19 protein-coding genes are annotated in these 21668 nt (G+C 42.8%); 7 read left to right on the forward strand and 12 right to left on the reverse strand.

The genetic code is table 11. The features are described 5' to 3' along the window. Positions 1-60: 60 nt before the first annotated feature. The 9 genes from ACYTPF_RS13280 to ACYTPF_RS13320 all read right to left on the reverse strand — a co-directional run bounded on the left by ACYTPF_RS13280 (position 61) and on the right by ACYTPF_RS13320 (position 10724). Positions 61-591: an acyloxyacyl hydrolase gene (locus tag ACYTPF_RS13280; protein ID WP_179981889.1), complete on the reverse strand. Its 531-nt coding sequence runs from the start codon at positions 589-591 to the stop codon at positions 61-63. Between the two features lie 137 nt (positions 592-728). Further along, the gene (locus ACYTPF_RS13285; RefSeq protein WP_461852551.1) at positions 729-1559 is read right to left on the reverse strand and encodes a substrate-binding periplasmic protein; all 831 of its coding nucleotides are present in this window, start codon (positions 1557-1559) and stop codon (positions 729-731) included. Further along, positions 1540-2331, reverse strand: a complete 792-nt coding sequence (locus ACYTPF_RS13290; RefSeq protein ID WP_461852552.1) for a hypothetical protein — start codon at positions 2329-2331, stop codon at positions 1540-1542. The genes ACYTPF_RS13285 and ACYTPF_RS13290 overlap by 20 nt, the downstream gene beginning before the upstream one ends. A 137-nt stretch (positions 2332-2468) precedes the next feature. Continuing rightward, positions 2469-5558, reverse strand: a complete 3090-nt coding sequence (locus ACYTPF_RS13295; protein WP_461852553.1) for an error-prone DNA polymerase — start codon at positions 5556-5558, stop codon at positions 2469-2471. 35 nt (positions 5559-5593) lie between these two features. Beyond that, on the reverse strand, positions 5594-7078 hold the full coding sequence (locus ACYTPF_RS13300; protein WP_461852554.1) for a Y-family DNA polymerase: 1485 nt from the start codon (positions 7076-7078) through the stop codon (positions 5594-5596). A gap of 2 nt (positions 7079-7080) precedes the next feature. Beyond that, positions 7081-7833, reverse strand: a complete 753-nt coding sequence (locus ACYTPF_RS13305) for a recombinase RecA (protein ID WP_179981893.1) — start codon at positions 7831-7833, stop codon at positions 7081-7083. 249 nt (positions 7834-8082) lie between these two features. Further along, positions 8083-8595 (reverse strand): hypothetical protein, encoded by a 513-nt coding sequence (locus tag ACYTPF_RS13310; RefSeq protein ID WP_179981894.1) that lies wholly within the window; start codon positions 8593-8595, stop codon positions 8083-8085. A 2-nt stretch (positions 8596-8597) separates the two neighbouring features. Then, on the reverse strand, positions 8598-10349 hold the full coding sequence (locus ACYTPF_RS13315) for a DUF885 domain-containing protein (protein WP_461852555.1): 1752 nt from the start codon (positions 10347-10349) through the stop codon (positions 8598-8600). Positions 10350-10388: 39 nt separating this feature from the next. Beyond that, positions 10389-10724 (reverse strand): DUF1820 family protein, encoded by a 336-nt coding sequence (locus tag ACYTPF_RS13320; RefSeq protein WP_179981896.1) that lies wholly within the window; start codon positions 10722-10724, stop codon positions 10389-10391. Between the two features lie 187 nt (positions 10725-10911). Here ACYTPF_RS13320 and ACYTPF_RS13325 point away from each other — a divergent pair, with 187 nt between their 5' ends. Further along, positions 10912-12549: a M28 family metallopeptidase gene (locus ACYTPF_RS13325; RefSeq protein WP_461852556.1), complete on the forward strand. Its 1638-nt coding sequence runs from the start codon at positions 10912-10914 to the stop codon at positions 12547-12549. Positions 12550-12594: 45 nt separating this feature from the next. On the opposite strand, the gene ACYTPF_RS13330 is transcribed toward ACYTPF_RS13325, so the two are convergent. Continuing rightward, the gene (locus ACYTPF_RS13330) at positions 12595-13437 is read right to left on the reverse strand and encodes an adenylyltransferase/cytidyltransferase family protein (RefSeq protein ID WP_461852557.1); all 843 of its coding nucleotides are present in this window, start codon (positions 13435-13437) and stop codon (positions 12595-12597) included. 108 nt (positions 13438-13545) lie between these two features. Here ACYTPF_RS13330 and ACYTPF_RS13335 point away from each other — a divergent pair, with 108 nt between their 5' ends. Further along, the gene (locus ACYTPF_RS13335) at positions 13546-14610 is read left to right on the forward strand and encodes a CDP-glycerol glycerophosphotransferase family protein (protein WP_461852558.1); all 1065 of its coding nucleotides are present in this window, start codon (positions 13546-13548) and stop codon (positions 14608-14610) included. Between the two features lie 88 nt (positions 14611-14698). On the opposite strand, the gene slmA is transcribed toward ACYTPF_RS13335, so the two are convergent. Both slmA and coaBC read right to left on the reverse strand, forming a co-directional pair. Then, entirely contained in the window at positions 14699-15286 is a 588-nt protein-coding gene (slmA, locus tag ACYTPF_RS13340) for a nucleoid occlusion factor SlmA (protein ID WP_012516568.1), read from the reverse strand. A gap of 115 nt (positions 15287-15401) precedes the next feature. Further along, on the reverse strand, positions 15402-16631 hold the full coding sequence (gene coaBC, locus ACYTPF_RS13345) for a bifunctional phosphopantothenoylcysteine decarboxylase/phosphopantothenate--cysteine ligase CoaBC (RefSeq protein WP_461852559.1): 1230 nt from the start codon (positions 16629-16631) through the stop codon (positions 15402-15404). 205 nt (positions 16632-16836) lie between these two features. Between coaBC and radC the strand changes: the two genes are divergently transcribed. From radC to ACYTPF_RS13370, 5 genes are all read left to right on the forward strand, one after another. Next, positions 16837-17514 carry a RadC family protein gene (gene radC / locus ACYTPF_RS13350; protein ID WP_179981900.1) on the forward strand — a complete coding sequence of 226 codons (678 nt, stop codon included), beginning with the start codon at positions 16837-16839 and terminating at the stop codon, positions 17512-17514. 92 nt (positions 17515-17606) lie between these two features. Next, positions 17607-17954 carry a hypothetical protein gene (locus ACYTPF_RS13355; protein ID WP_179981901.1) on the forward strand — a complete coding sequence of 116 codons (348 nt, stop codon included), beginning with the start codon at positions 17607-17609 and terminating at the stop codon, positions 17952-17954. Between the two features lie 94 nt (positions 17955-18048). Further along, positions 18049-18738 carry a YjbF family lipoprotein gene (locus ACYTPF_RS13360; RefSeq protein ID WP_179981902.1) on the forward strand — a complete coding sequence of 230 codons (690 nt, stop codon included), beginning with the start codon at positions 18049-18051 and terminating at the stop codon, positions 18736-18738. Beyond that, complete coding sequence (locus ACYTPF_RS13365) at positions 18738-19487, forward strand: capsule biosynthesis GfcC family protein (RefSeq protein ID WP_179981903.1); 750 nt, start codon at positions 18738-18740, stop codon at positions 19485-19487. The genes ACYTPF_RS13360 and ACYTPF_RS13365 overlap by 1 nt, the downstream gene beginning before the upstream one ends. After that, positions 19484-21631: a YjbH domain-containing protein gene (locus ACYTPF_RS13370; protein WP_461852560.1), complete on the forward strand. Its 2148-nt coding sequence runs from the start codon at positions 19484-19486 to the stop codon at positions 21629-21631. Before ACYTPF_RS13365 ends, ACYTPF_RS13370 begins: the two co-directional genes overlap by 4 nt. Positions 21632-21668: the final 37 nt, after the last annotated feature.

The following is a 21668-nucleotide window of genomic DNA, read 5'->3' on the forward strand; positions in this document are numbered from 1 at the left end:
TGAGAGTAGGACACTGCCAGGTCTCATTAAAAGAACCCGCCTAACGGCGGGTTTTTGCGTTTAGAAATGGTAGGCGTAGGATAGGTTTAGGAAGTCTAGTCCTGGGTTGTCGTTATTAAAGCCACCGTTTGAAAAGTGCATATAACGCAGGGCAACATGTTGCTTCTTATCAATCTCTACAAACACACCTAACCTGTCTTCAAATTGGTAGTTAGACCCAATATCTTTACCAGCTACTTTTTGATCGCCAATGTAGCTTGCGCCAATACCTGCTTCTATATATACAGGATACTTGTCATATAGCGTGGATACCTGTTTCATAAAAACAGGAGTCAGTGACGCGCCATAACTAGTACTGTGTGTATCGTTTTCGCCATATTCCCAAACAACCGCACTCACTTCCCAGTAAAGCTTTATGTCGCCAAACCAATCTGTCGCTAATGTTTGTTCAAGTGGTCTGTATGCGAAGCGCATACCGTCTATATCGTCAAATCCGTGCATATAGTCGACACTGACAGTTTGCCTTGCCTGTGCGCTATTGGTGGTAAAAATGATTAGAAAAGAAAATAAAAGTAGTGATAACTGTTTCATAATTGCTCCTTGATCTGGTAATCAACAAGCAAAAAATTATCCAACCGAAAAAAATTATTAATTTCAGTTGGATAGGGCTATAAAATAAGAAAAGCTTTAGTTTTGGAAAGTCTACATTACTGACATTATTGAAGTTTTTACAAGGGGGTCCATAGCGCGTTTTTATTAATATCTTGCTCATCCATCAACTGTTTTTTCAATTGCGCTATATCTTCAATACCATATCTTTCTTTTATATCATTTATTTCGCCAGAATTAGTCAGCAAAAAGGTATTTAATTCATTAATAATCTCTGGATGATTTAATGTCGATAAGGAAAATGAGACAACGTTGTTAGGTAGCGTTAAGTCGGCAACAAAAGAAGCTGACTGAGGAAAGCGTTGTATAAAATATAATGAGGCATGGTATTCCACATCAAAAGCATCCACTTTATTGCTTTGTAAAAGCCTAAGGCCTTCATAAATACTGCTAACGCCTATTACTTCAACTGACCCGTTTTTAATCTGTTGCTTCCATTTAACAGGCGAGAACCCTTCGGGCGTTGCAAGCTTTGAAATGTGGCTAAGCTCTGCGCCTTGTTTTTCTTTTCTAACCAGAGTCACTGCAAATGTGTCGGTAAGTGGCTTAGAATAAACTTTACCGAGCTTATGTGTGATTTGGTTATACCATTCAGGGTTGTCAGGAAAGACGAAATCCACATTGCCTTTTGTTAACTCTATTTGAAGGCGCTTCACCGGCATACTTAAGTAAATGAAGTTATGTCCAGTTTTCTTGGAAAAGGCATCAAGTATAGCTCTACCTAACCCTTTATCGTGCTCTGATGCAAAGTTGTAATACGGATAATATTCTATATCTTGTGCACCAACGATATAGGTTTCGGCACAAACAAATGGGCTTGAAATAGTGAGCGTCAGTAATAAAGTGACGACACCTACAAAGCGGCAGACATTATTTCCAAACCTCTTCAATTTCCAATCCTTGTTCGTTAAGAAGCTGCTGAGATAATTGCTCAAACGGGGTTATCCCGTATTTCGCTTTTATACTATCAATTAATTCGGGGTTTGAGGATATGAAATCATTCAGTTCACTAATAATGTGTTTATGATAAAGGGTAGACAAAGAAAAAGGGATTTCGTTATGTGGAAGCGTCAAATCTAAAGTAAACGCGTCTTTCTCAAACGCTAGCGGTGCAGAACTTTGACTGACAAAGTATTCCAAATCTAACCCGTCGACGCGTTCTTGATATAAAAGGGCTAAGCCCTGTTGTATATTCGTAACCCAAGTAATTTGTGTATGTTTATCGTCTATTCTTTTTTGCCAGTTTACCGGTGTGAACCCTAGCGGCATGGCTAGATGCTTTATCTTATCAATACCTAGCCCAGCATTTTCTTGTTTAACGATAGTACCTGTTACTGCATTGGTTAAGGGGAGTGAAAAATGCTTATCGCTGGAAGTGGTGATGCTGTTATACCAGCCTCTGTTATCAGGGTATACAAAATCAACATTACCTTTAACTAGCTCGAGTTGAAGCCGTCTAATGGGCAAACTCAAATAAATAAATTCGTGCCCAGAAGCTTCAGAAAAGGCTTCTAGAACTGACCAGGCGACGCCTTTATCTACTGGAGAAGAAAAATCGTAGTGAGGGAAGTACGCTAAATTTTGTGCGCCAACTATATATTTATCTGCGTAACTACTAAGACTGAATAAGCAGATAATACAAAGCGCAATCCATCCCTTCATTTTATACTCCAAAAATGACAACTGTTCTCTACAGGTATAGCGGATTCATCTATATGTTACTTAACAAAAAAGGCATTATCATTCAAAAAATAACCGTTTCGCACACCATAATCTATTGCTTTGCCTCTGTAAAAGGTTCAGTGAAAATCTCTAGAGTTTAAAGTTAGCTTTTCGAGCCAAGGTGTACGGTCGATAAGCCTACCCGCGATAATGTGAATAACCCCCTCTTTTGAACGTTCAATAATACCGTTAACCTGAAGAAGCTTTGCTTTCAAAAATGTTTGTTGCTGAGCTCGCGCCGTAGCTTGCCATACCACAACATTCATATTGCCTATATCATCTTCTAAAGTTAGAAAGGTAACACCTGCGGCAGTACCTGGGGCCTGTCGACCTGTTACTGCCCCCAGTACTTTAACAACAGACTTATTTTTTTTATCTTTAAGTGAATTTGACCAGCTTATGTCTTTAAGCTCATGTTGCCGCTTAAGCAGAGAAATAGGATGGTTATTTACAGACAAGCCTGTCGAGGCATAATCTTCAAGCAAGTTTTCTGCTTCAGAGGGTTTAGCGTCAAACGTTGTGGCACTTTTATCTGCATAAAAATCATCGGTATCAAATAGCGGTAAACGCGTTTGGGTATCCATAATTCGCCAACGAGTTTCGTACCGATTTCCTGATATAGTACGAAGTGCATCTGCACTGGCAAGTGCCTCTAATTCATTGCTTTTTAAAGATAGCTGCTGTAACTGTTCAACATTTGTGTAGCCTTTATCTGAACGGTTTTCCACAATAATCTGAGACGACGCTTCACTTAAACCTTTTATAAGCTTAAGGCCAAGCTGTATGTACTTTTCCTGGCCCTTTACAACCAAAGTGTGTTCTGAGCTTGACTGGTTCACACAGGGAGCTTCTACCCGTATATGATGACGCTTAGCATCCTGAACTAACTGAGACGGCGAATAAAACCCCATAGGCCAACTATTTAACAGCGCTACGTAAAACTCAACGGGAAAGTAAAACTTCAACCAGCAAGACACATAAGCTAATACGGCAAAAGACGCTGAGTGAGACTCGGGAAAACCGTACCCTGCAAAGCCTTTTATTTGTTCAAATAAGTTGTGGGCGAACGTACTGTCATAGCCTTTATCCGTCATCCCCTCAATAAGCTTGTCTCTGAACTCAAAAATTCTACCGTCTTTTTTCCAGCTCGCCATTGCACGCCGCAGTTGATCGGCTTCTCCGCCACTGAAGCCAGCTGCAACCATGGCAAGCTGAATCACTTGCTCTTGAAAGATAGGCACGCCCATGGTGCGAGACAGAACTTTCTCCACATCTTTAGAGGGGTAGCTAATGGTTTCATTGCCGTGGCGACGTATCAGATAAGGGTGGACCATATCGCCTTGAATAGGGCCAGGACGTACAATGGCTATTTGTACGACCAAATCGTAATAGCGACGAGGTTTTAGCCTTGGCAGCATAGACATTTGAGCCCGTGATTCTATTTGAAAAACGCCGACGGTATCTGCCCGACAAATCATATCGAAAACCTGTTTGTCATCCCCGAGCTTGGTGATAAATGGGATACTGGTTTCAATAGAATACTGTTTATTGATAAGAGAAAATGCACGGCGTATAGCGCTTAGCATCCCAAGCGCTAGTACATCCACTTTTAGCAGGCCCAAGGTTTCAATGTCATCCTTATCCCATTGAATGATGGTGCGGTCTTCCATTGCGGCATTTTCAACGGGGACAAGATCGTAAAGCGGACCTGCGCTAATAACAAAACCACCCACATGCTGCGACAAATGTCGGGGCGTGCCTAGTAAAGCTTCGGTAAGGGTAATTAACTGCTGTACTCTAGGCTCTTCAGGGTTTAGTCCAAGCCCTGCTAGCTGAGACTTCCACGGAATAACACTGTCTCGGCGATTGATTTGTTTAACTACAAAATCAAGTTGTGACTCGCTAAAACCAAGCGCTTTACCTACATCTTTAAACGCTGATTTAAAGCGGTAGCAAATAACGGTAGCCGCGATAGCGGTCCTTTCTCTGCCGTATTTTTGATAAATGTATTGAATGATCTCTTCACGGCGCTGATGCTCGAAATCCACATCAATATCGGGCGGTTCATTACGTTCTTTGGAAATAAAGCGTTCGAACAGTACGCTTATTTGCCTAGGATCTACCGCGGTTATTTCCAAGCAATAGCACACTACCGAGTTGGCCGCAGAGCCGCGCCCTTGATATAAAATGCGCTGCCGCTTGGCAAACTGAACAATATCGTAAATGGTTAGAAAGAAATACTCATATTCTTGCTCGGCAATAAGTGTCAGTTCTTTTTCTATAATTTTGCGGATTTCAGAGGTTATACCTTCTGGAAAGCGCACTTTAATACCGGCTTCTACGCGCTCCCGTAAATACGATGTAGGCGTATACCCTTCTGGTACAAGTTCCGAAGGATAGTGATAGCGCAATTCTTCTAAAGAAAACGTGAATACCTGGGCTAGGGCATTGGTATTGGCTATCCATTTCTCAGGATAGAGCTTTTTTATTTTTTGTATGGTGCGCAGACTACGCTCTGCGTTACTCAACGCTTCCCGACCTATTTTATCTACACTGGTATGCTGTTGTGTGGCATGTAAAACATGTTGAAGTGGTAGCCTGTCAGCGTGATGCATGAGTACACCTGTACAGGCAATAACCGGAAAGGGATAGGTAGACTGTAAATGATTGTAGTGCGCAAACCTCTGATGATCTCGTCCGTCTAATAGACGCTGAGCACCAATATAGGCATCGATGCCGGGATGCTTTTGCAGCCACTCAGCCCAATGCTTGTCGTGGGCTTCTTTTCCGCTTGGTAGCCAAATAAATTTGCAGTGGCGAATGGTACGCAAATCCCACTCGGCCAGTTGGTATTCTCCTTTTGCGGAGCGACGCCTGGCGTTAGTTATAATTCGGCACAGTTCGCTGTAGGCTGCTTTGTTCGGGCACAACAGCACAAAAGATAAAGTGTCATCAAATACAAAGTAACTGCCAACAATAAGCTTAATAGGCAGGCCTTGGTGGGTTATTTCATCGAAAGCCCGTACTACTCCCGCTACTGAGCACTCATCTGTAATGGCAAGCGCGTCATAGCCAAGAAAAGAAGCCGTGGTCACAAGCTCTGCGGGAGAAGAGGCGCCGCAAAGAAAGCTATAGTTACTTTGGCAAAAGAGTTCGCTGTATTTCATGATTTAGCTTTTACCTTTTCTTTAACCGCATGCGGCTAACAAAAAAGGCCCTGTACCCACCAGCGGCTCTCTTCGTCTTTAAATACTAAAAGCCTTACACATTGCTCAGTCTGGGCGATGAAATAATCTCGCTTTGTTGGGCTGTCATGCCACCACTCGCTGTGTAAGCGCACGGGGCCAAAGCAAATTTGAGTCGCCTGAATAAGCGGCTTAGGTGTATCAAAGGTAAAAGTTGGCGTAATGTCACTACTATAACCGTAATTACCGGTGCTCGGCTCTGTCACCGTCATATATTCAAACTGATGGCTGTCGGCAGCGCGAGGTTGGAACGTACTGTTATCGCCTAGCTTGGCATTTAAGCGGCCAATCAATTGTTTTTGTGCAACGTCATTAAACCTATCGCTAAAAAAGTCGCCATTCTGCGAATCTATTTCTTCAAACTGCTGACAGGTAAGCGCAATGGCTGTGGCTGGCTCGGGTAGCTCCAGGTTCTCAGTTTTAAGGCTAAACAGCGGTAGCCAACTTTGTACTGAGGACTGTGGAAGTGCCGATTGAATATTAATCTCCATTACAGGGGCTTCTCTGAAATGAATGTGCACGCTAATGCTCGATGTATACAAGTTCCTGGCCCGTAAATAGTGAGACAAATGCTCAAACTGCTGCGTGACAAAAGGCGTTAGGTGCTGTGTGTTTTCAATATCAAAAGGCAATAAAGTAAAGTTATCAAAGTGCTCTAAAGGCCTAAATAGCGTAATGCGAGGGAAGGTTTCTCCTCTGAGCGCAGTAAGATACATAATGGTGTTATTGTCGAAGCGCCGCCCCAGCTCTTGTACCGGCATGGCCAATAGCTGTTGTACACGGGTAACACCCACCCTTGCCAAGGCGTCAATGACTTTAGGTGACAGAGCAGTAATAGAAAGCGGGCACGTACTTAGTGCTTTCTTTATGTCATTTTGCGTATGTAAATAGGTGTTATGTTTATGAAGGGCTAATACCTTTGCAGCCTCAATTGTCCATGCGCTAGCAAAATGATAACGAATGTCTGCCTCTGCAAGTGCTTGAGTTAGGGTTTTCCACAGTGGTTTATGCCCGCCATAGTAATGGGTTAGGTTATCTAGCCTTACTGCCAGACCATTTACGCTATTCGAATGAATGTGGCAGTCTAGTACGATGTCAGAAGCCAGAGGATACAGCCTATGGGCTAGCTGCGTCAGCATATGCTTTTCGGCTTCTTCACTGAAAGGCAGAATATGCACGTAGGGGCACAGCGCCGCGGCTTGGGCAAGTCCATGACCAATTTCAATGCCCTCTTTTTTCGCAATATCATTACATTGCGTAATTTTGTTCGTTTTGCTGCAATACACAGCAATAGGTGTATTCGACGGTAATGACGAAGAATTTCCGTTAGATTCGTCTCCAGGTTCGTTTCTAGACCCTTTCCTGTGCGCACGTGTACTTGTAGCCGCTTTGAAGTGGCTGTCTAAAGTAAGTTGATAGCAGTAAATATAGGCCCACAGCATTATTAGCTCACAGAATGTAAAGCCTGATCGGAAAGCGTGTTATGTGCCATGGCCCATTTAATGGCGTGATTGTCAGGGGTCCACCGATGAGAAATAACAATGTTATCTTTTGGCCATCCATGACGTTGTTTGCGTATATTCACCGACAAGGCGTGGGGTTTGCCAAATAGCGCAATATCTAAAGTAATGGGCAATGAGTTGTCGTTTTGGCTTGGTGTACTGGTTTGTAAACCACCCTGTAAGCTTGTTTTTGGATAATTTAATGATGGTGCCTGTTGTTGCGGGGGCGTATACAGCAAGCACAGCGCATCGTTATGCGTTGCTGCAACTTGTAGGCGGCGTGCTTCTTTTTGATTTACAGCATTACTCCACAGCACCACGCAATGGCAAGCCGTACTTTTTAAGCACTGCTCTGCTGCCCACAATGACTCTTGTTCTTCACTTGTTTTTACTACCAGTACCTGTTGCGCTTTAAGCCCCAAATTTTCTAACCACGGGGACTGTAGTAGCCCAGGAGGGTTAATAAACACCACCAGTTTGTGCATGCGATGCTGACAAATAACCCGTTTAAAGAGTGAAAGCTCACCCACGCCGGTTAGTGAGGAAATACGTACAAGCCCTGTAGAAGCCACGCCCCCGTTAAGCGCATTATCCAGACACGGAAAACCCAGCGAAAACTTAGCTTCACTTTGCTTTTGATCTCTGGCCCGCCAAATATGGGGATGCTTGTTAAGTACGGATAACGACTTTTTCATGGCACTCAAAATAAACTGTATTTTTATACAGTATTATAGGCCAGCAATAACCCTTTTCAAGATAAAAGGTTTTTGTCTTGTTGTTTTAACTGCTAACTTACTGATTAGTTTGGAAAGGTAAAAAGATTAAACTTTTAAAAGAGTAGTGATATAGACGAGGGTCGCCAATCCTAACAACACAGTAAAGCGGGCGACCCTAACGCGTAATCAGCACTTTATCGGCGCTAACATGGGGATAAGAGTAAGAGGCTACTCTTGTGATGACGGTTCTTTTTGTGATTTTGCTGCAGTACCGTTTACGGTTGCTGTAACGGTTTGGCAAAAAGCAATAAATCCGTCTGCGGTATTTTTTGCCCATACCATGCGAACGTTGCTAGGTAGAGCCTTCACCACTTCACGAATCTCCTCAAGCGTCACTTCTTCATTCTGTAATGCCTTATTTAAAGATTCTTCAAGGGACATACCTTTTTCACAACAAGCCATAATAATGGTTGAAAAGTTGCGCATAAGCGGGTGCAGCGCATTGTATTGAGTTTGGTCAATAAGACGGCTTTTATAGGCACTTTCAATACGCGCGGTAAGGTTTTTTTCCAACGCATCTGTAACAAGAACAAGATTGCGATAAGCATACGTAACCTTGTTACTGGTCTGTTTATTCGAGTGGCGCAACAGCGCCAGCTCTTTTTGCAAATTCTGCGCTCGCAGCACAAAGTAAATTAAAAACAGGATAAGTAATCCTATAACTCCAAATGCAACGATCATGTTTATTTTGCCTTTTGTTCTTCTATAAACGTGTTGATATTTTGTTCCAATATGAAAAGTGGAACTGAGCCATTTTCTAACACCGCGCGGTGGAATTTGCGCACGTCAAAACGCTCACCTAAAGCAGTCTCTGCTTTTTCGCGAAGGCCTTTTATTTTGATTTCACCAATTTTGTATGACAGCGCTTGCGCTGGCCAAGAGATATAGCGGTCTATTTCCGTATTAACGTTGTGTTCTGAAAGCGCGGTGTTTTCCATCATATAGCTCACCGCTTGCTGACGGCTCCAACCCATTGTATGCATACCGGTATCGACCACTAAGCGACACGCACGCCACATTTCGTAGCTTAAGCGACCGAAGTTGTCGTACGGCGTTTCATAAATACCTGCTTCAATACCTAAAAACTCAGAGTACAGACCCCAGCCTTCACCAAACGCTGAAATATAGGTGTTACGGCGTACCATGGGCAAGTCTTCAAGCTCTGCGGCCAACGAAATTTGTAGGTGGTGGCCAGGTACTGCTTCGTGCAAGGTCAGTGCAGGCAATGCATACAAAGGGCGCTTATCAAGGGCATAAGTGTTTACCCAGTAATATCCTGGCTGGTCATCGCGGCTAGGGTGAATGTAACGGCCTGTTGTGTATTTGGGCGCGATAGCGTCTGGTACAGGCGCTACGCCATAAGGCGTTCTTGGCAGATACTCAAAAAGCGAAGGAAGCTTTGCGTCCATTTTCTTTGCAATAAACGACGCTTCTTTTAGTAAATCTTCAGCGCTGGTGGCATAGAATTGAGGATCTTCGCGTAAAAACGCAATGAATTCGTTAATGTCGCCATCAAAGCCAAGCTCATCCACAATTTGCTGCATTTGTGCGCGAATGCGTTTTACTTCAGACAGACCTAAATCATGGATTTCCTGAGGCGTCATATCTGTGGTGGTGTAATGCTTGGCTCTATTGGCGTAATACGCCACGCCATCAGGCCAGTTGTTTGCGGCAATATCTTCACGGGCATTAGGAATGTATTCCTCTACCATGAAGTCGTAAAACATTTGATACGCAGGCAGTACGCTGCTGTTTATTGCAGCTTTGCCTTGCTCTGATAACGCAGCCTTTTGCTCGGCAGTAAAGTACTCAGGAAAGCGGGTAAATGGAGAATAAAAACCACTGTCCACTGCATTTTCAACAATGTATGACGCCACCGAATCTTCAAATCCTTTAAGCACGACTTTAGGCTGTGTGTAGCCTTCTTTTAGCGCTTGTTTCATATACGCAATTTGTTGGTCAAAATAAGATTTCAGCGCGTTTAGGCGGCTAATATAGGCTTGATAATCTTCTACGCGTTTAAAGATTGATAAATTTGGGAGTGAAGCCATGGCACCATGAAAGCCATATTCTGAATTGATGGGCACCAAGTGCGCGCGATAGGTATACTCATCCACATAGTTGGCTAAACGGTATTGCTGCATTAGCAAAGCAATATAAGCGTCAGTAGAAATAGAGTCTTTTTCGTACTGACTTAAGGCCTTTTGAAACGCACGCCATTGTTCATTTTGTGTTTTAAGTGCTTCGGGCGAAATATCAGGTAGCACATGGGCCAAAGAACTATCGCCTTGGCGAGAGGCTAAAAGAGGGGAAACCGAAAGCTCATACTGCCAAATGTCATCAAGTAGTTGGTATAAGCTTTCATCATCAAGGCTTTTTGCAGGTGAACTAACGCTGCAAATAAATAGTAATGCTGCTAACAGATAGCGATACATAAGGGTCTCCGGTAACCTTCACCGGTTTGACGCCGGTGGCTACTCTTTCGTTGGTGTATATATTGGGCTAGGGAAAGCAGTTACTTTATCAGATTTATTTTCTAATTTAGTAATTTTGGCTGTTCCTTTTTTATTTACGGCGTCAATGCGTAAAACGTTGTGCATAGGAATATAAGTTTTTGTTACTTCTGAAAATTCAGCTTTTAACCTTTCATGGCTAGGATCTACAACAACGCTCGTGTGGGTATCCCACACAAAGTCACCTATCTCAATAAAGCCAAATAAAGCACCTTGTATAAGGTTTTTCACATATAACTCATAGCGTTCACCATTACTGATAAATTGAACGCGGTAAAGAATATCGTCTTTCGACATGAATGCTGCTCTTCACTAAAAACATAAGAATCTCCGGAAACTGAGCCGGAATGTGGCTAACAATTTTACCTTGCTACTAAAATGCGAGCAACGGTAGGAAACACATGGTAAACGTATGCAGTTTAATGGTATTTCGCCTATTAACTGCGTTACCATGACGCACACTTAGTTATACGGTGAAATTACAATGATAAAAAAACTACTGATAGGTAGTGCAATGACAGCAATGACCTTTGCTGCTACTGCTCACAACCACGCATCGACAGATAATGCTTTTAACCCTGATACACAGCGAATTAAATCACATCTGTTTTTCTTAGCAGATGATTTGCTTGAAGGCCGTGATACTGGCTCTCGCGGTCATGAAATTGCGGCACTTTATATTGCTACCGAATTTGCCAAATATGGCTTAAAGCCAGCAGGTACAGATGGTTACGTACAAAACGTATCGTTTCGTAAAGCCAACCTAGTTCAAGAGTCTCCTAAGTTTACCTTCACCCAAAACGGCGAGACCATCGATTTTGATTATCCAAAAGAGTACTTAGCTAGCCCGAGTTTGCTCAGCACTGAGGTCAATGTAAAAGGCGAAATGGTATTCGTAGGCTACGGTATCGTGGCTGATGAGCTATCTCACAACGATTACAAAGATCTAGATGTAGAAGGTAAAATCGTAGTAGCGCTTGCGGGCAAGCCAAGTGACTTTCCATCAGAAGAGGGCGCTCACTTTGCGTCTGGCTATCAAAAGCAAAAGTATGCGGTAGACAATGGTGCTATTGGCATGATCACTATCACAACACCTAAAAATGAAAAAGTACGCCCTTATCAAAGCCGCTTAAACTATATTCATACGCCGCGTATGGCCTGGTTAGATGATAGCGGCGAGCCTGCTAACAGCTTTTCTCAGCTTAAAGGCGGCGCTTACATGAGTGAAGGGGCTGCGCGTAAGTTATTTGAAGGCGCAGAAAAGAGTCTTGATGATGTTTATGCAGTTCTTGAAGCGGACAAAGTGCCGCAAGGTTTTGCGCTAAACGGTGTAGTAGATATTAGCAAGAAGAGTGTTCACGACACCATTACAAGCCCAAATGTTGTGGGTATATTAGAAGGTTCAGACCCTGAGCTTAAAAACGAATACGTAGTTTTCTCTGCTCACTCAGATCACATTGGTTTTGCTAAAACAGTGAAGAAAGACAACATCAACAATGGTGCCATGGACAATGCGTCGGGCACGTCAGTGATGTTAGAAACTGCACGCTTGTTTAGCGAAATGAAAGAAAAGCCAAAGCGCTCAATTCTGTTCGTGTCGGTAACCGGTGAAGAGAAAGGCCTGTTAGGTGCAGACTATTTTGCCCGTAACCCGACCGTACCTGTTACATCAATGGTGGCAAACGTAAACCTAGATATGCCAATTCTGACCTACGAGTTTGCTGATGTTATAGCCTTTGGTGCTAACCATAGTGATTTGCAAGAATCAGTGGAAAAAGCTGCTGCTAACGCAGATATCGAGCTAAGCCCGGACCCGTGGCCAGAGCAGGCACTTTTCACTCGCTCAGACCACTATGCGTTTGTAAAACAAGGCGTACCTTCAGTATTTATGGTGCCTGGTCTTAAATCAAAAGATCCTAACGTAGATGGCAGCAAGGTATTTGGTAAGTTCTTATCTACGCACTATCACAAGCCGAGCGATGATATTAACCAGCCATTTAATTGGAATGCAGCGGAGACGTTCACCAAAGTTAACGCACAAATCGGTTGGACGTTAGCAAACCAAAAAGATAAGCCGAAATGGAACGAGGGCGACTTCTTCGGTAACACGTTTAGTAAGTAAACGCCTATGTATGAGCTAGCAGATCACTGCTAGCTCATACATTTGTTATAGCTTTCTTTTAAGCACGGTAGAGCTAACGTTGGGGGTATAATCGAAATAGACCATGTCGCAGGTTACGCTAGGGTATTTTCCTTTCCAATCAGAACCCACTGAAATCGCATCAATGTTATATTCATCTACCACTCTTTGTTTGTTTTTATCCACCTGAGGGATAACTTCATCCACATATCGGTTAGACTCGAGGATGGAAATTCGTTCTTCAAACGGAATAAGTGGTGGCCGTCCTTTAGACTTCTCGATAAGCTCGTCGGTAGAGACACCTACAATCAAATAATCACAAAGCGCTTTTGTCTTCTTCAGTATATTTAGATGCCCTTGGTGAAAAATGTCAAAGCAGCCTGACGTATACATTCTTTGATATTTTTTGCCCGTCTCGGATGTGTTCGTAGATGAAAGTAATGCAAAGTCAGCGCGTAACGTTGCTCTTAATTCAGCAAAATAATCATCATCTAATTCAAGCTTTTCGCTTAAGACAGGTGGCTTGGGCCAGTGTTTGTCTTCAAAAGATTCTTCGCAAAAAATTACTGGATGTTCATAACGGGGGATAACGTGAAAATGGACAGCAGGATCTACCATCATTAACATTAAATAGTTTATTTTGCAGAAGTTGAAGCGCTTTTTGAGCACTTTTTCTATATCCGCAACAACGATCTTTTGTTCTTTAGCCGCCTCTTCTGAAATATCAGAATAGTTAAAGACATTTTCTTTACAAATAAGAACTAATGAACCAAGGGTTACCTGCCCAGGTCTGAGTAAAACATGCCAGTAGTCGTATGTTTTAAGAAGATTATCGGGATAACCAAATTTAGATAAGGTAGTGTTAAGCATAGATCATTTTTTATGAATGGCATTTTGCACACTGTAATACAAATAACGTATTACGCACAGTCGCTTATTTCTTTTTGATACTTACAATAAATAATAATACGAAAATTTATGAAAATAGCTTTTGACACCGTTAATGTATATTACTTACCTCAATTTATTCCTATATGTGAAGAACTTGCTAAACGCGGTCATAAAGTTCAACTCGTTTGCTATAGCAATAAAAACAACGTTCAGAAATTCGAACAAGTTTTATTGTCGCTAGGCTATGAGTTTTGCTGGGTAGATGACGATAAAGCAGCCAGAGATTTTTATTTGAAAGAGACCCCTGACTGGATTTTCTTTGGCAATGGCTTTCCTTACTTAGATGATATTCACAAAGCCAGTAAAACCGCCCAACTCGGTCATGGTATTGGGCCTAAACCTAGCTACTACCACAAATCAGCTACGCCTATGACTGTTAGGTTTATAGAGGGTAAATTACGTTTAGCTAAGATTAGAGAGCTATACCCGAATGACGAGTTTGTTCAGGTTGGCTTTTCCAAGCTCGACCCCTTATTCAACAATACAGAAACAGGTTTAAAGTACAATGAACTGGGTTTAGATGAGAATAAGCCGACCCTATTGTTTGCTCCCACGTTTAACCCAAGTTCACTTGAGTGTTTTCCTGACAATTGGCCCAGCCACTTTCCTGATTTCAATATTCTTATCAAGCCTCACACCTTTACCTACTCCCGTGAAGCTTATAAAAATCAGCGGAAAAAACTGAAAAAGTGGGAAGAGTTTAGTAACACCTATGTAGCAACCGAAACAGACATATCGTTACTTCCATTTATGAAAGAAGCAGATATTTTGGTCAGTGAAGCATCGAGCACACTCTTTGAGTTTGTCGCGTTAACTAAACCTGTGATCGTATGTAATTTCTTTAAGTTGAAGTGGTCATATCGGGGGATTTTCAAGTACCGCTTCAAGAAGCGCTTTGGTAAAGATAACGTGATTTATCAAAATATTGGGCTTCATATAAACAGCTATAAAGAACTACGAGGCGCGATAGAAAAACAATTAGAAAATAGAGATTTATATAAAGAAGAGCGTGAGGCATATACCGAAGATCACGTAGGTCCTACTGATGGTAAAAGCTCGCTACGCATAGCTGATTATATTGAGAAAAACTAACTGCGAATAGTTGTGTTGTAATGGACCAGAATAAAGCATCAGTAATATGCAAAAACAAAAAACTGATGCTTAGTTTAAATTTTCCGCCTTACACAAACATTTGTTTAAACGCGGCCCATTGTTCATTGAATTGCTCAGTGGGTTTGCGGGTAAAGCCACTGCGAATAAAGCCGTTGATACGTCCATCGGTATAGCAAATCATCATGTTGGCGATAATCGCTTCATCGGCGGAAAGGGTTTTCCCTTCACGCAGCTTGCGCTCTCTTAGCACTTGTTTAAGCTGGGTTTCTAAACGCTCAAAAAGCTTAGCGATACGCGCACGTAGTCGGTCTTGCTCACCCATTAACGCATCGCCGTTCAAAATACGGGTAATGCCTGGGTTCTTCTCGGCAAAGCCTAAAATAAGGTGAAGAATTAGCTGACAGCGCGTGAGCGAGTCTTTTTCTTCGTTAACAATTTTGTTGATACGCGTAAAAAGCGTTTCTTCAATAAATTCAATAAGCCCTTCAAACATTCGCGCTTTACTGGGAAAATGACGATACAGCGCCGCTTCAGACACGCCGACTTTTTCCGCTAACTTAGCAGTAGTGATACGTTGACCTGGGCTGGTTTCTAACATTCCAGCAAGTGCTTGCAGAATTTGGGCTCTGCGATTTGTTTTTTTGACAGCAGGCATGACGAAAGTGGTTCCTCCGCTACCGAGTTATAGCAACCCGGGCTCCATGTTAAGTTGGCTTACGCCAAAGCGTTTATATTTATCGTTTTTATTATCGACACTTAATAAGTATCTGTTAGTTTTTATTGTTGAAAGCGAAACGTTCTGCAATGAGCGCTAGCAGCTGCTCGGCTAACGCATTTTTGCTGGTGGCAGGCAGTTTTTTATCGCCGTCTTGCCATATTACATGCAGCGCGTTTTTATCGCTATTAAACCCTAGACCTTCAGCCGTTATATCATTTGCCGCAATCATATCTAGCTTCTTTTTAGCAAGCTTGCCGCGGGCATAATCTTCCACATTTTGGCTTTCAGCTGCAAAGCCTACGCAAAATGGACGGTCTTGTCTGTTAGATACAGTTGCTAGAATATCAGGGTTTTTAACAAAAGTAAGTGTTAACTCATCACCTGTTTTCTTTATTTTATTGTCCGCCACTGTGCATACCCTATAGTCGGCAACCGCTGCGGTGCTGATAAAAATATCTGTAGAAGGTACAAGTTTTTCACAAGCCTTAAGCATTTCATCTGCAGTAGTAACATCAATACGGTTACAAAGGGCTGGCGTAGAAAGCGTTACAGGGCCAGCAACTAGCGTTACGTTCGCGCCCGCTTGAGCCGCAGCTTGCGCAATGGCAAACCCCATCTTTCCAGAGCTGTGATTAGAGATATAGCGTACCGGGTCTAACGGCTCTCTGGTTGGCCCTGCAGTAATGGTAATTTGTTTTCCCGCTAAATTTTTTAACGCTAATGCCAACTCTGAAGACTTATCTTCATTGTCATTTAATGCATTGGCGATATCTACAGGTTCAACCATGCGGCCTGAGCCTACATCTCCACAAGCTTGCTCACCACTTGCTGGGCCAATAAAGGTTACACCGTCTTTTTGAAGTGTAGCAATATTGCGCTGTGTCGCCGATGCTTTCCACATTTGCTGGTTCATGGCTGGGGCAACAAAAAGCGTAGCGGTTGTAGCCAAGTAAAGCGTGGTTAGTAAATCGTCTGCCATGCCGTGAGCAAGTTTAGCGACAGTGTTTGCTGTGGCTGGCGCGATAAGTAGGATGTCGGCCCATTTTGCTAATTCGATATGTCCCATCGCGGCTTCAGCAGCCGGGTCTAGAAGATGCTGATGCACCGGGTTTCCCGACACAGCTTGAAGCGATAAAGTGCTCACAAACTCTGCGGCAGAGTCGGTGACAACAACACGTACGTTTGCACCTAATGCGGTGAGTTTTCGCACTAAATCTGGAGCTTTATATGCGGCAATACCACCCGTCACGCCCAGCAAAATGTTTTTATTAGCAATAGACATAAAAGAACACGAAATCTAAATATTAATATTAGCCTACCATGGTGACAAAAAATCGGATAGCTGAACAAAAGTCGATCTTGGCGTTTGGGTACTGTTTGTCTTTTATCTGCTCAACTTCAAAAGAAGAAACCCGCCTTTTATACAGTCGTTAATCTCTTTCAATTCATCTATAACCACTGTTTTATTGAGTTAACGGACCAAGTACATGTCGATAAAAGTATGGCCGATAAGCGAAAGGCCAAGAGAAAAGCTACTACAGCACGGTGCAGAAAGCTTAAGTGATGCTGAGTTGCTCGCCGTGTTGCTGGGCAAAGGGGTTAAAGGAAAAAGCGCCTTATCTGTAGCGCATGAATTGTTAAACGAACTCGGATGTTTACGAGGAGTGGTAACCGCAACGAAAGAAAGCTATTCAAAAGTGTCAGGTATTGGGCCGTGTAAGTATGCTCAGTTCCAAGCAGGGTTTGAAATTTTTAAGCGCAATTTGGAAATAAAACTCAAACGCCAAGATGTATTTAACAACGTAGATGACACTAAGCGTTACTTGCAGGCAAAATTAAGAGACTGCGAAAGGGAAAAGTTTGCGCTTTTGATGCTTGATAGCCAGCATCAACTTATAGCTTTTCGTACCATGTTTAACGGAACGATCAATAGCGCTGCAGTGTATCCGAGAGAATTGATCAAGCAGGTTATGATCGACAACGCGGCGGCGATCATTTTGGTCCATAACCACCCTTCAGGCGTAGCAGAACCTAGCCATGCAGACATTCGGCTAACAGCCGAGATCAAAAATGCCATGGCATCGATCGATGTGCCCGTGCTTGATCATTTTGTGGTTGGAGATAAAGAAACTATTTCATTTGCGCAGCGTGGCTTGCTAACATAAGATTTCTAAGTCATTTGTCGATTATAATCTAGTCAAATGGTTGAAAATGATTTAGCATAGGACCTAGTGGGTAATTTTATTAAAGGACTGTTATGAAGAAGTCAATTATTGCATTGTTTGCAGCTGCTACTATGGTAGCTGGTGTTAACGCACAAGATAACGAAGGTGGAACTTCAGGTATTGGTGGTGTAAGTGGTGGCATGATTGCTACTGGTGTTGTTGCTGCTGGTATTGTCGCTGGTATTGCAAACAACAACTCTGCCGATGCACCGACTGGCCCAATCACAACTACACCAACTTGTGAAGGTGATGATCCACTAGTAGACGGCGTATGTGTTGGTACAACTAACACTGTTACTGTTACTACTTCTGGTACAAGCACTGTAACTAAAACAATTACTGTGCCTGTTACATTTACTTACGCGCCGACCGTACAGTAAATTTAAGAGTATTCGAAAAAGCCGCTTCTTTTAGCGGCTTTTTTTATTTTTACAGCAAAATTTCAACATTCTTAGTGTTTGTCGGCGTACTTTAATGAAACTACATATTCTATCGGCCTTTATTGGTTTTCTTTGCCTTTCTCTTTCGGGTTGTTCCACAACAACACTCGCTTATTACAATACGCTTAAACTTGCTTTAAAAGACCGCACAGTAACTTACACCGTTGAAGAAGTCGCGGCGAGTAAGGCAGATATTATGCAGATTAAAGCAGGGGAGCGAGACGTAGCCTCTCTTGCCTTAGCCTATATTGATGGTGATAAGTATAAATGGGTATCGGGTGATAGAGTTATCTTCACCATGCACCACGGCATAATTGTTAAAACGGAAGGTTTAGATAACGACCTCTTTTATACGGGTAATTTGCAGCATAATCCGTTAGCCACCAATGATGTTTTGCCTTTTAGCTGGAAGCGCAAAGTGGATATCGACGCAATTGGCTATGGTGTTCCAGTAGACTCTTCATGGCGTATTGTGGGAGAGGAAAATCACGAATACCTAGGTTTCTCTGTGCCCCTTATTAAAGTCGTAGAAACCGTAGACTTTTCAGAATACACCCCCTTTATAGATGTTGGGCTATCGTGGGAAAATACCTACTTCTTGCACAAACATACGAAAGAGCTGATGGCCACAAAACAAAAGTTCAGCCCTGAGGGAGACGTATACGACATGGTTTATTTAAGCCGTGTAGTGCGTGAGATGAACAAACAAGGAGTAACGCAATAATGAAGTTTATTTCTACGCTTTTTATTGCCTTAGGTCTTATTATATCCACTAGTTTGTACGCCAATGACGGTCTTGTAAGCGTGATGGTGAACAAGCAAACTTATCAGTTCGACCGACCAATCAGGTTATCAAGTGTGTTGTCTATAGTGGCTGATAATGGCGATTGGTATTGGCCTACAGCTTCTGCATTTGATTTGACCAATCCAACAGCTGAAAGAGAAAAAGAAATAGCGCTGTCGCAAATAAGAGAACTGCTGGCCAGCTTTGATAAAGACTCAGACACTCACAAAGCACTGCAAAATTTGTTTGAACAAGTGTCGTCATGGACAGTGTCAACGCGCATCAATATGCCTATTTCTTACAACCGAGCTAGGTTGTTCTTCGAAGACAACCCTATGTTCCAACCGGGTAAATATTGGATCCGTTTGAATGGGCGCCCAAACGTAGTGCATTTCTCGGGCGCGGTAATAAAGCCAGGTGCTTATCAACACCAAAGCGATACCTCAATTTATACGGCGGCTCATACGGTTAAAAAGGCGGTAGACGCCGACAGAAGCGTTGTTTATGTCATTGACCCCATGGGTAATATAGAAGAGAAGGGTATTGCTTACTGGAATTTAGATTTTGCTCAGCTTATGCCGGGTAGCCAGGTTTATGTACCTATTTCTTCAGAGCTTTTCAGCAATAAACTTAAGCAATTAAATGAGCGGGTTGCCGCGTTAGCAGTACACAGGGTTTTACCTCAATGAGTGCGCCAATATTAACTAAGAAAAAATTATCTAAGAAAAAAATATCTAAGAAAAAAATATCTAAGAAAAAAACACTCGCGCTGGTAATTGGCAGCGCATTATCTTCTGCCACGCTTGCTGATACTCAACTTCGCGTAACGCCTTCGCAGATGGTGCAAGGCGGAAATGGCTTAATCCAAACGCCAACCGCACGTATGCGAGATGAAGGCGGAATGGCCATCAACTATACCGATAACGGTGAATACCGCTTCTGGTCAGTTAATATCCAGCTTTATGATTGGATGGAAGCGACCGCTCGCTATACCGACGTACGTACACGTTTATATAGCCAAGTTGAATCATTCAGTGGCGACCAAACCCTAAAAGATAAAGGTCTAGACGTTAAATTCAGGCTTTGGAAAGAAAGTTATTACCTACCTGATATCAGCGTTGGCTTTAGAGACTTTGGTGGCACAGGCTTCTTTGAAAGTGAGTACGTGAACGCCAGTAAATCGGTGGGGCCATTCGATTTCCACTTAGGCTTAGGCTGGGGGTACTTAGGTACAGCAGACGATATTACTAACCCATTTTGTGAGGTTAGAGACAGCTTTTGTGAGCGTCCTGGCGGGTTCTCAGGCCGCGGTGGCAAGGTAGATTACGACCAATTTTTCAAAGGTACCACAGCCTTCTTTGGTGGCGTAGAGTATCAAACACCTTGGGAGCCGTTAACGCTAAAGCTAGAGTTTGAAGGGAACGATTACTCACGTGACAGAGCAGGCCAGTTAGAGCAAGACTCTCGCTGGAATGTGGGCGCGGTATATCGCTACAAAGACTTTGATTTCTCGTTAAATTACCAACGTGGAAATACCATTGGTTTTGGTGTTACATATCGATTCAATATGAATACCGCCTCTCAGATTAAATTCGATGATGCGCCTAGAAGCTTGATGGGAAGAAATGCCCCGTCCAATGTTAAAGATGTGAACAAATCGCGTCTTTATAATGATCTTTTCAGATCGGGTGGTTTCATCTTATCTGATGCTGAAATTAAAGAGGACAGTGCGACTTTCTATGGAACGCAGGTTAAGTATCGCGATCAAGGTGAAGCTATCGAGCGCGTGGGACGCGTAGCGGCTTCTGAGCTGCCTGATAGTGTTAAAACTTATCATATGGTAGATAGTCGTGGCGGCATTCCTATGGTCGATACACAAATAGATGCTGAAGCCTTTATCTCTGCTGCCCGCTATGAGTCAGTGGATGCAGAAATAGCTGAGACTTACATAAGAACGTCACCTTCTAAAGAAGTGATGGAAGCTTACGACCCTGAAAATACGTCGGGCTTTTTCTATAGCGCCGATTTCTTTTTCACTCAGTCATTTGGTAACCCAGAAGATTTCTATCTTTATCAAACTGGGCTATTACTCAACGGTGGCTATGCGTTTAATGAAAATTTCTCGGTGGTAAGTAGCGCACGAGTGACGCTTCTTGATAACTTCGATAAGTTTAATTATTTAGTGGATGGTGAAGACGTGTCTTTACCTCGTGTGCGTACTCGGGTTCGTGAGTATGTGTCTGAAAATGATGTATGGTTAGATACCGCGTTTTTAAATTACAAAGACAATATTGCTGAAGATCTTTATGCTCAAGCATACGCAGGTTATCTCGAAACCATGTTTGCTGGTGTAGGCGGTGAAATTCTTTATCGCCCTGTCGATAGTAATGTCGCCTACGGCATCGATATCAACTACGTTAAGCAGCGTGACCCTTACAGCCAAACAGGCTTAGAGGATTACGACACAATAACGGGTCATGCAAGTGTCTATTGGCAGCCTGAATTCCTAGATGATACGCAAATTACGGTTAGTGCAGGTCAATTCTTGGCGAAAGATAAAGGCGTGAATATTGATTACGCCAAGCGCTTTGATAGCGGCATTATAGTAGGAGCTTACGCTGCCTTCACTGATGTTTCGTCAGAAGAATATGGGGAGGGGAGTTTTACTAAAGGCTTCTATATTTCCATTCCTACCGATTTGTTCTTACTAGAACCATCGAAAGGACGTGGATTGTTCCCTTGGGTACCAATCTCTCGCGACGGTGGTCAGCTATTACGCAGACCTTCAAGGTTGATAGATTTAACCGAGACAAGGTCGCCTTTTTTTGACTAAATAGAAAAACGCCACGTGAATGTGGCGTTTTTTTTGC

It is taken from the genome of Alteromonas sp. HB246098, from assembly GCF_054890645.1.

What these genes read in the sequence shown, in the direction of transcription:
- ACYTPF_RS13280 (WP_179981889.1), bottom strand. Translation starts at nt 591, where the DNA reads ATGAAACAGTTATCACTACTTTTATTTTCTTTTCTAATCATTTTTACC.
- ACYTPF_RS13290 (WP_461852552.1), bottom strand. Translation starts at nt 2,331, where the DNA reads ATGAAGGGATGGATTGCGCTTTGTATTATCTGCTTATTCAGTCTTAGT.
- ACYTPF_RS13295 (WP_461852553.1), bottom strand. Translation starts at nt 5,558, where the DNA reads ATGAAATACAGCGAACTCTTTTGCCAAAGTAACTATAGCTTTCTTTGC.
- ACYTPF_RS13300 (WP_461852554.1), bottom strand. Translation starts at nt 7,078, where the DNA reads ATGCTGTGGGCCTATATTTACTGCTATCAACTTACTTTAGACAGCCAC.
- ACYTPF_RS13305 (WP_179981893.1), bottom strand. Translation starts at nt 7,833, where the DNA reads ATGAAAAAGTCGTTATCCGTACTTAACAAGCATCCCCATATTTGGCGG.
- ACYTPF_RS13310 (WP_179981894.1), bottom strand. Translation starts at nt 8,595, where the DNA reads ATGATCGTTGCATTTGGAGTTATAGGATTACTTATCCTGTTTTTAATT.
- ACYTPF_RS13315 (WP_461852555.1), bottom strand. Translation starts at nt 10,349, where the DNA reads ATGTATCGCTATCTGTTAGCAGCATTACTATTTATTTGCAGCGTTAGT.
- ACYTPF_RS13320 (WP_179981896.1), bottom strand. Translation starts at nt 10,724, where the DNA reads ATGTCGAAAGACGATATTCTTTACCGCGTTCAATTTATCAGTAATGGT.
- ACYTPF_RS13325 (WP_461852556.1), top strand. Translation starts at nt 10,912, where the DNA reads ATGATAAAAAAACTACTGATAGGTAGTGCAATGACAGCAATGACCTTT.
- ACYTPF_RS13330 (WP_461852557.1), bottom strand. Translation starts at nt 13,437, where the DNA reads ATGCTTAACACTACCTTATCTAAATTTGGTTATCCCGATAATCTTCTT.
- ACYTPF_RS13335 (WP_461852558.1), top strand. Translation starts at nt 13,546, where the DNA reads ATGAAAATAGCTTTTGACACCGTTAATGTATATTACTTACCTCAATTT.
- slmA (WP_012516568.1), bottom strand. Translation starts at nt 15,286, where the DNA reads ATGCCTGCTGTCAAAAAAACAAATCGCAGAGCCCAAATTCTGCAAGCA.
- coaBC (WP_461852559.1), bottom strand. Translation starts at nt 16,631, where the DNA reads ATGTCTATTGCTAATAAAAACATTTTGCTGGGCGTGACGGGTGGTATT.
- radC (WP_179981900.1), top strand. Translation starts at nt 16,837, where the DNA reads ATGTCGATAAAAGTATGGCCGATAAGCGAAAGGCCAAGAGAAAAGCTA.
- ACYTPF_RS13355 (WP_179981901.1), top strand. Translation starts at nt 17,607, where the DNA reads ATGAAGAAGTCAATTATTGCATTGTTTGCAGCTGCTACTATGGTAGCT.
- ACYTPF_RS13360 (WP_179981902.1), top strand. Translation starts at nt 18,049, where the DNA reads ATGAAACTACATATTCTATCGGCCTTTATTGGTTTTCTTTGCCTTTCT.
- ACYTPF_RS13365 (WP_179981903.1), top strand. Translation starts at nt 18,738, where the DNA reads ATGAAGTTTATTTCTACGCTTTTTATTGCCTTAGGTCTTATTATATCC.
- ACYTPF_RS13370 (WP_461852560.1), top strand. Translation starts at nt 19,484, where the DNA reads ATGAGTGCGCCAATATTAACTAAGAAAAAATTATCTAAGAAAAAAATA.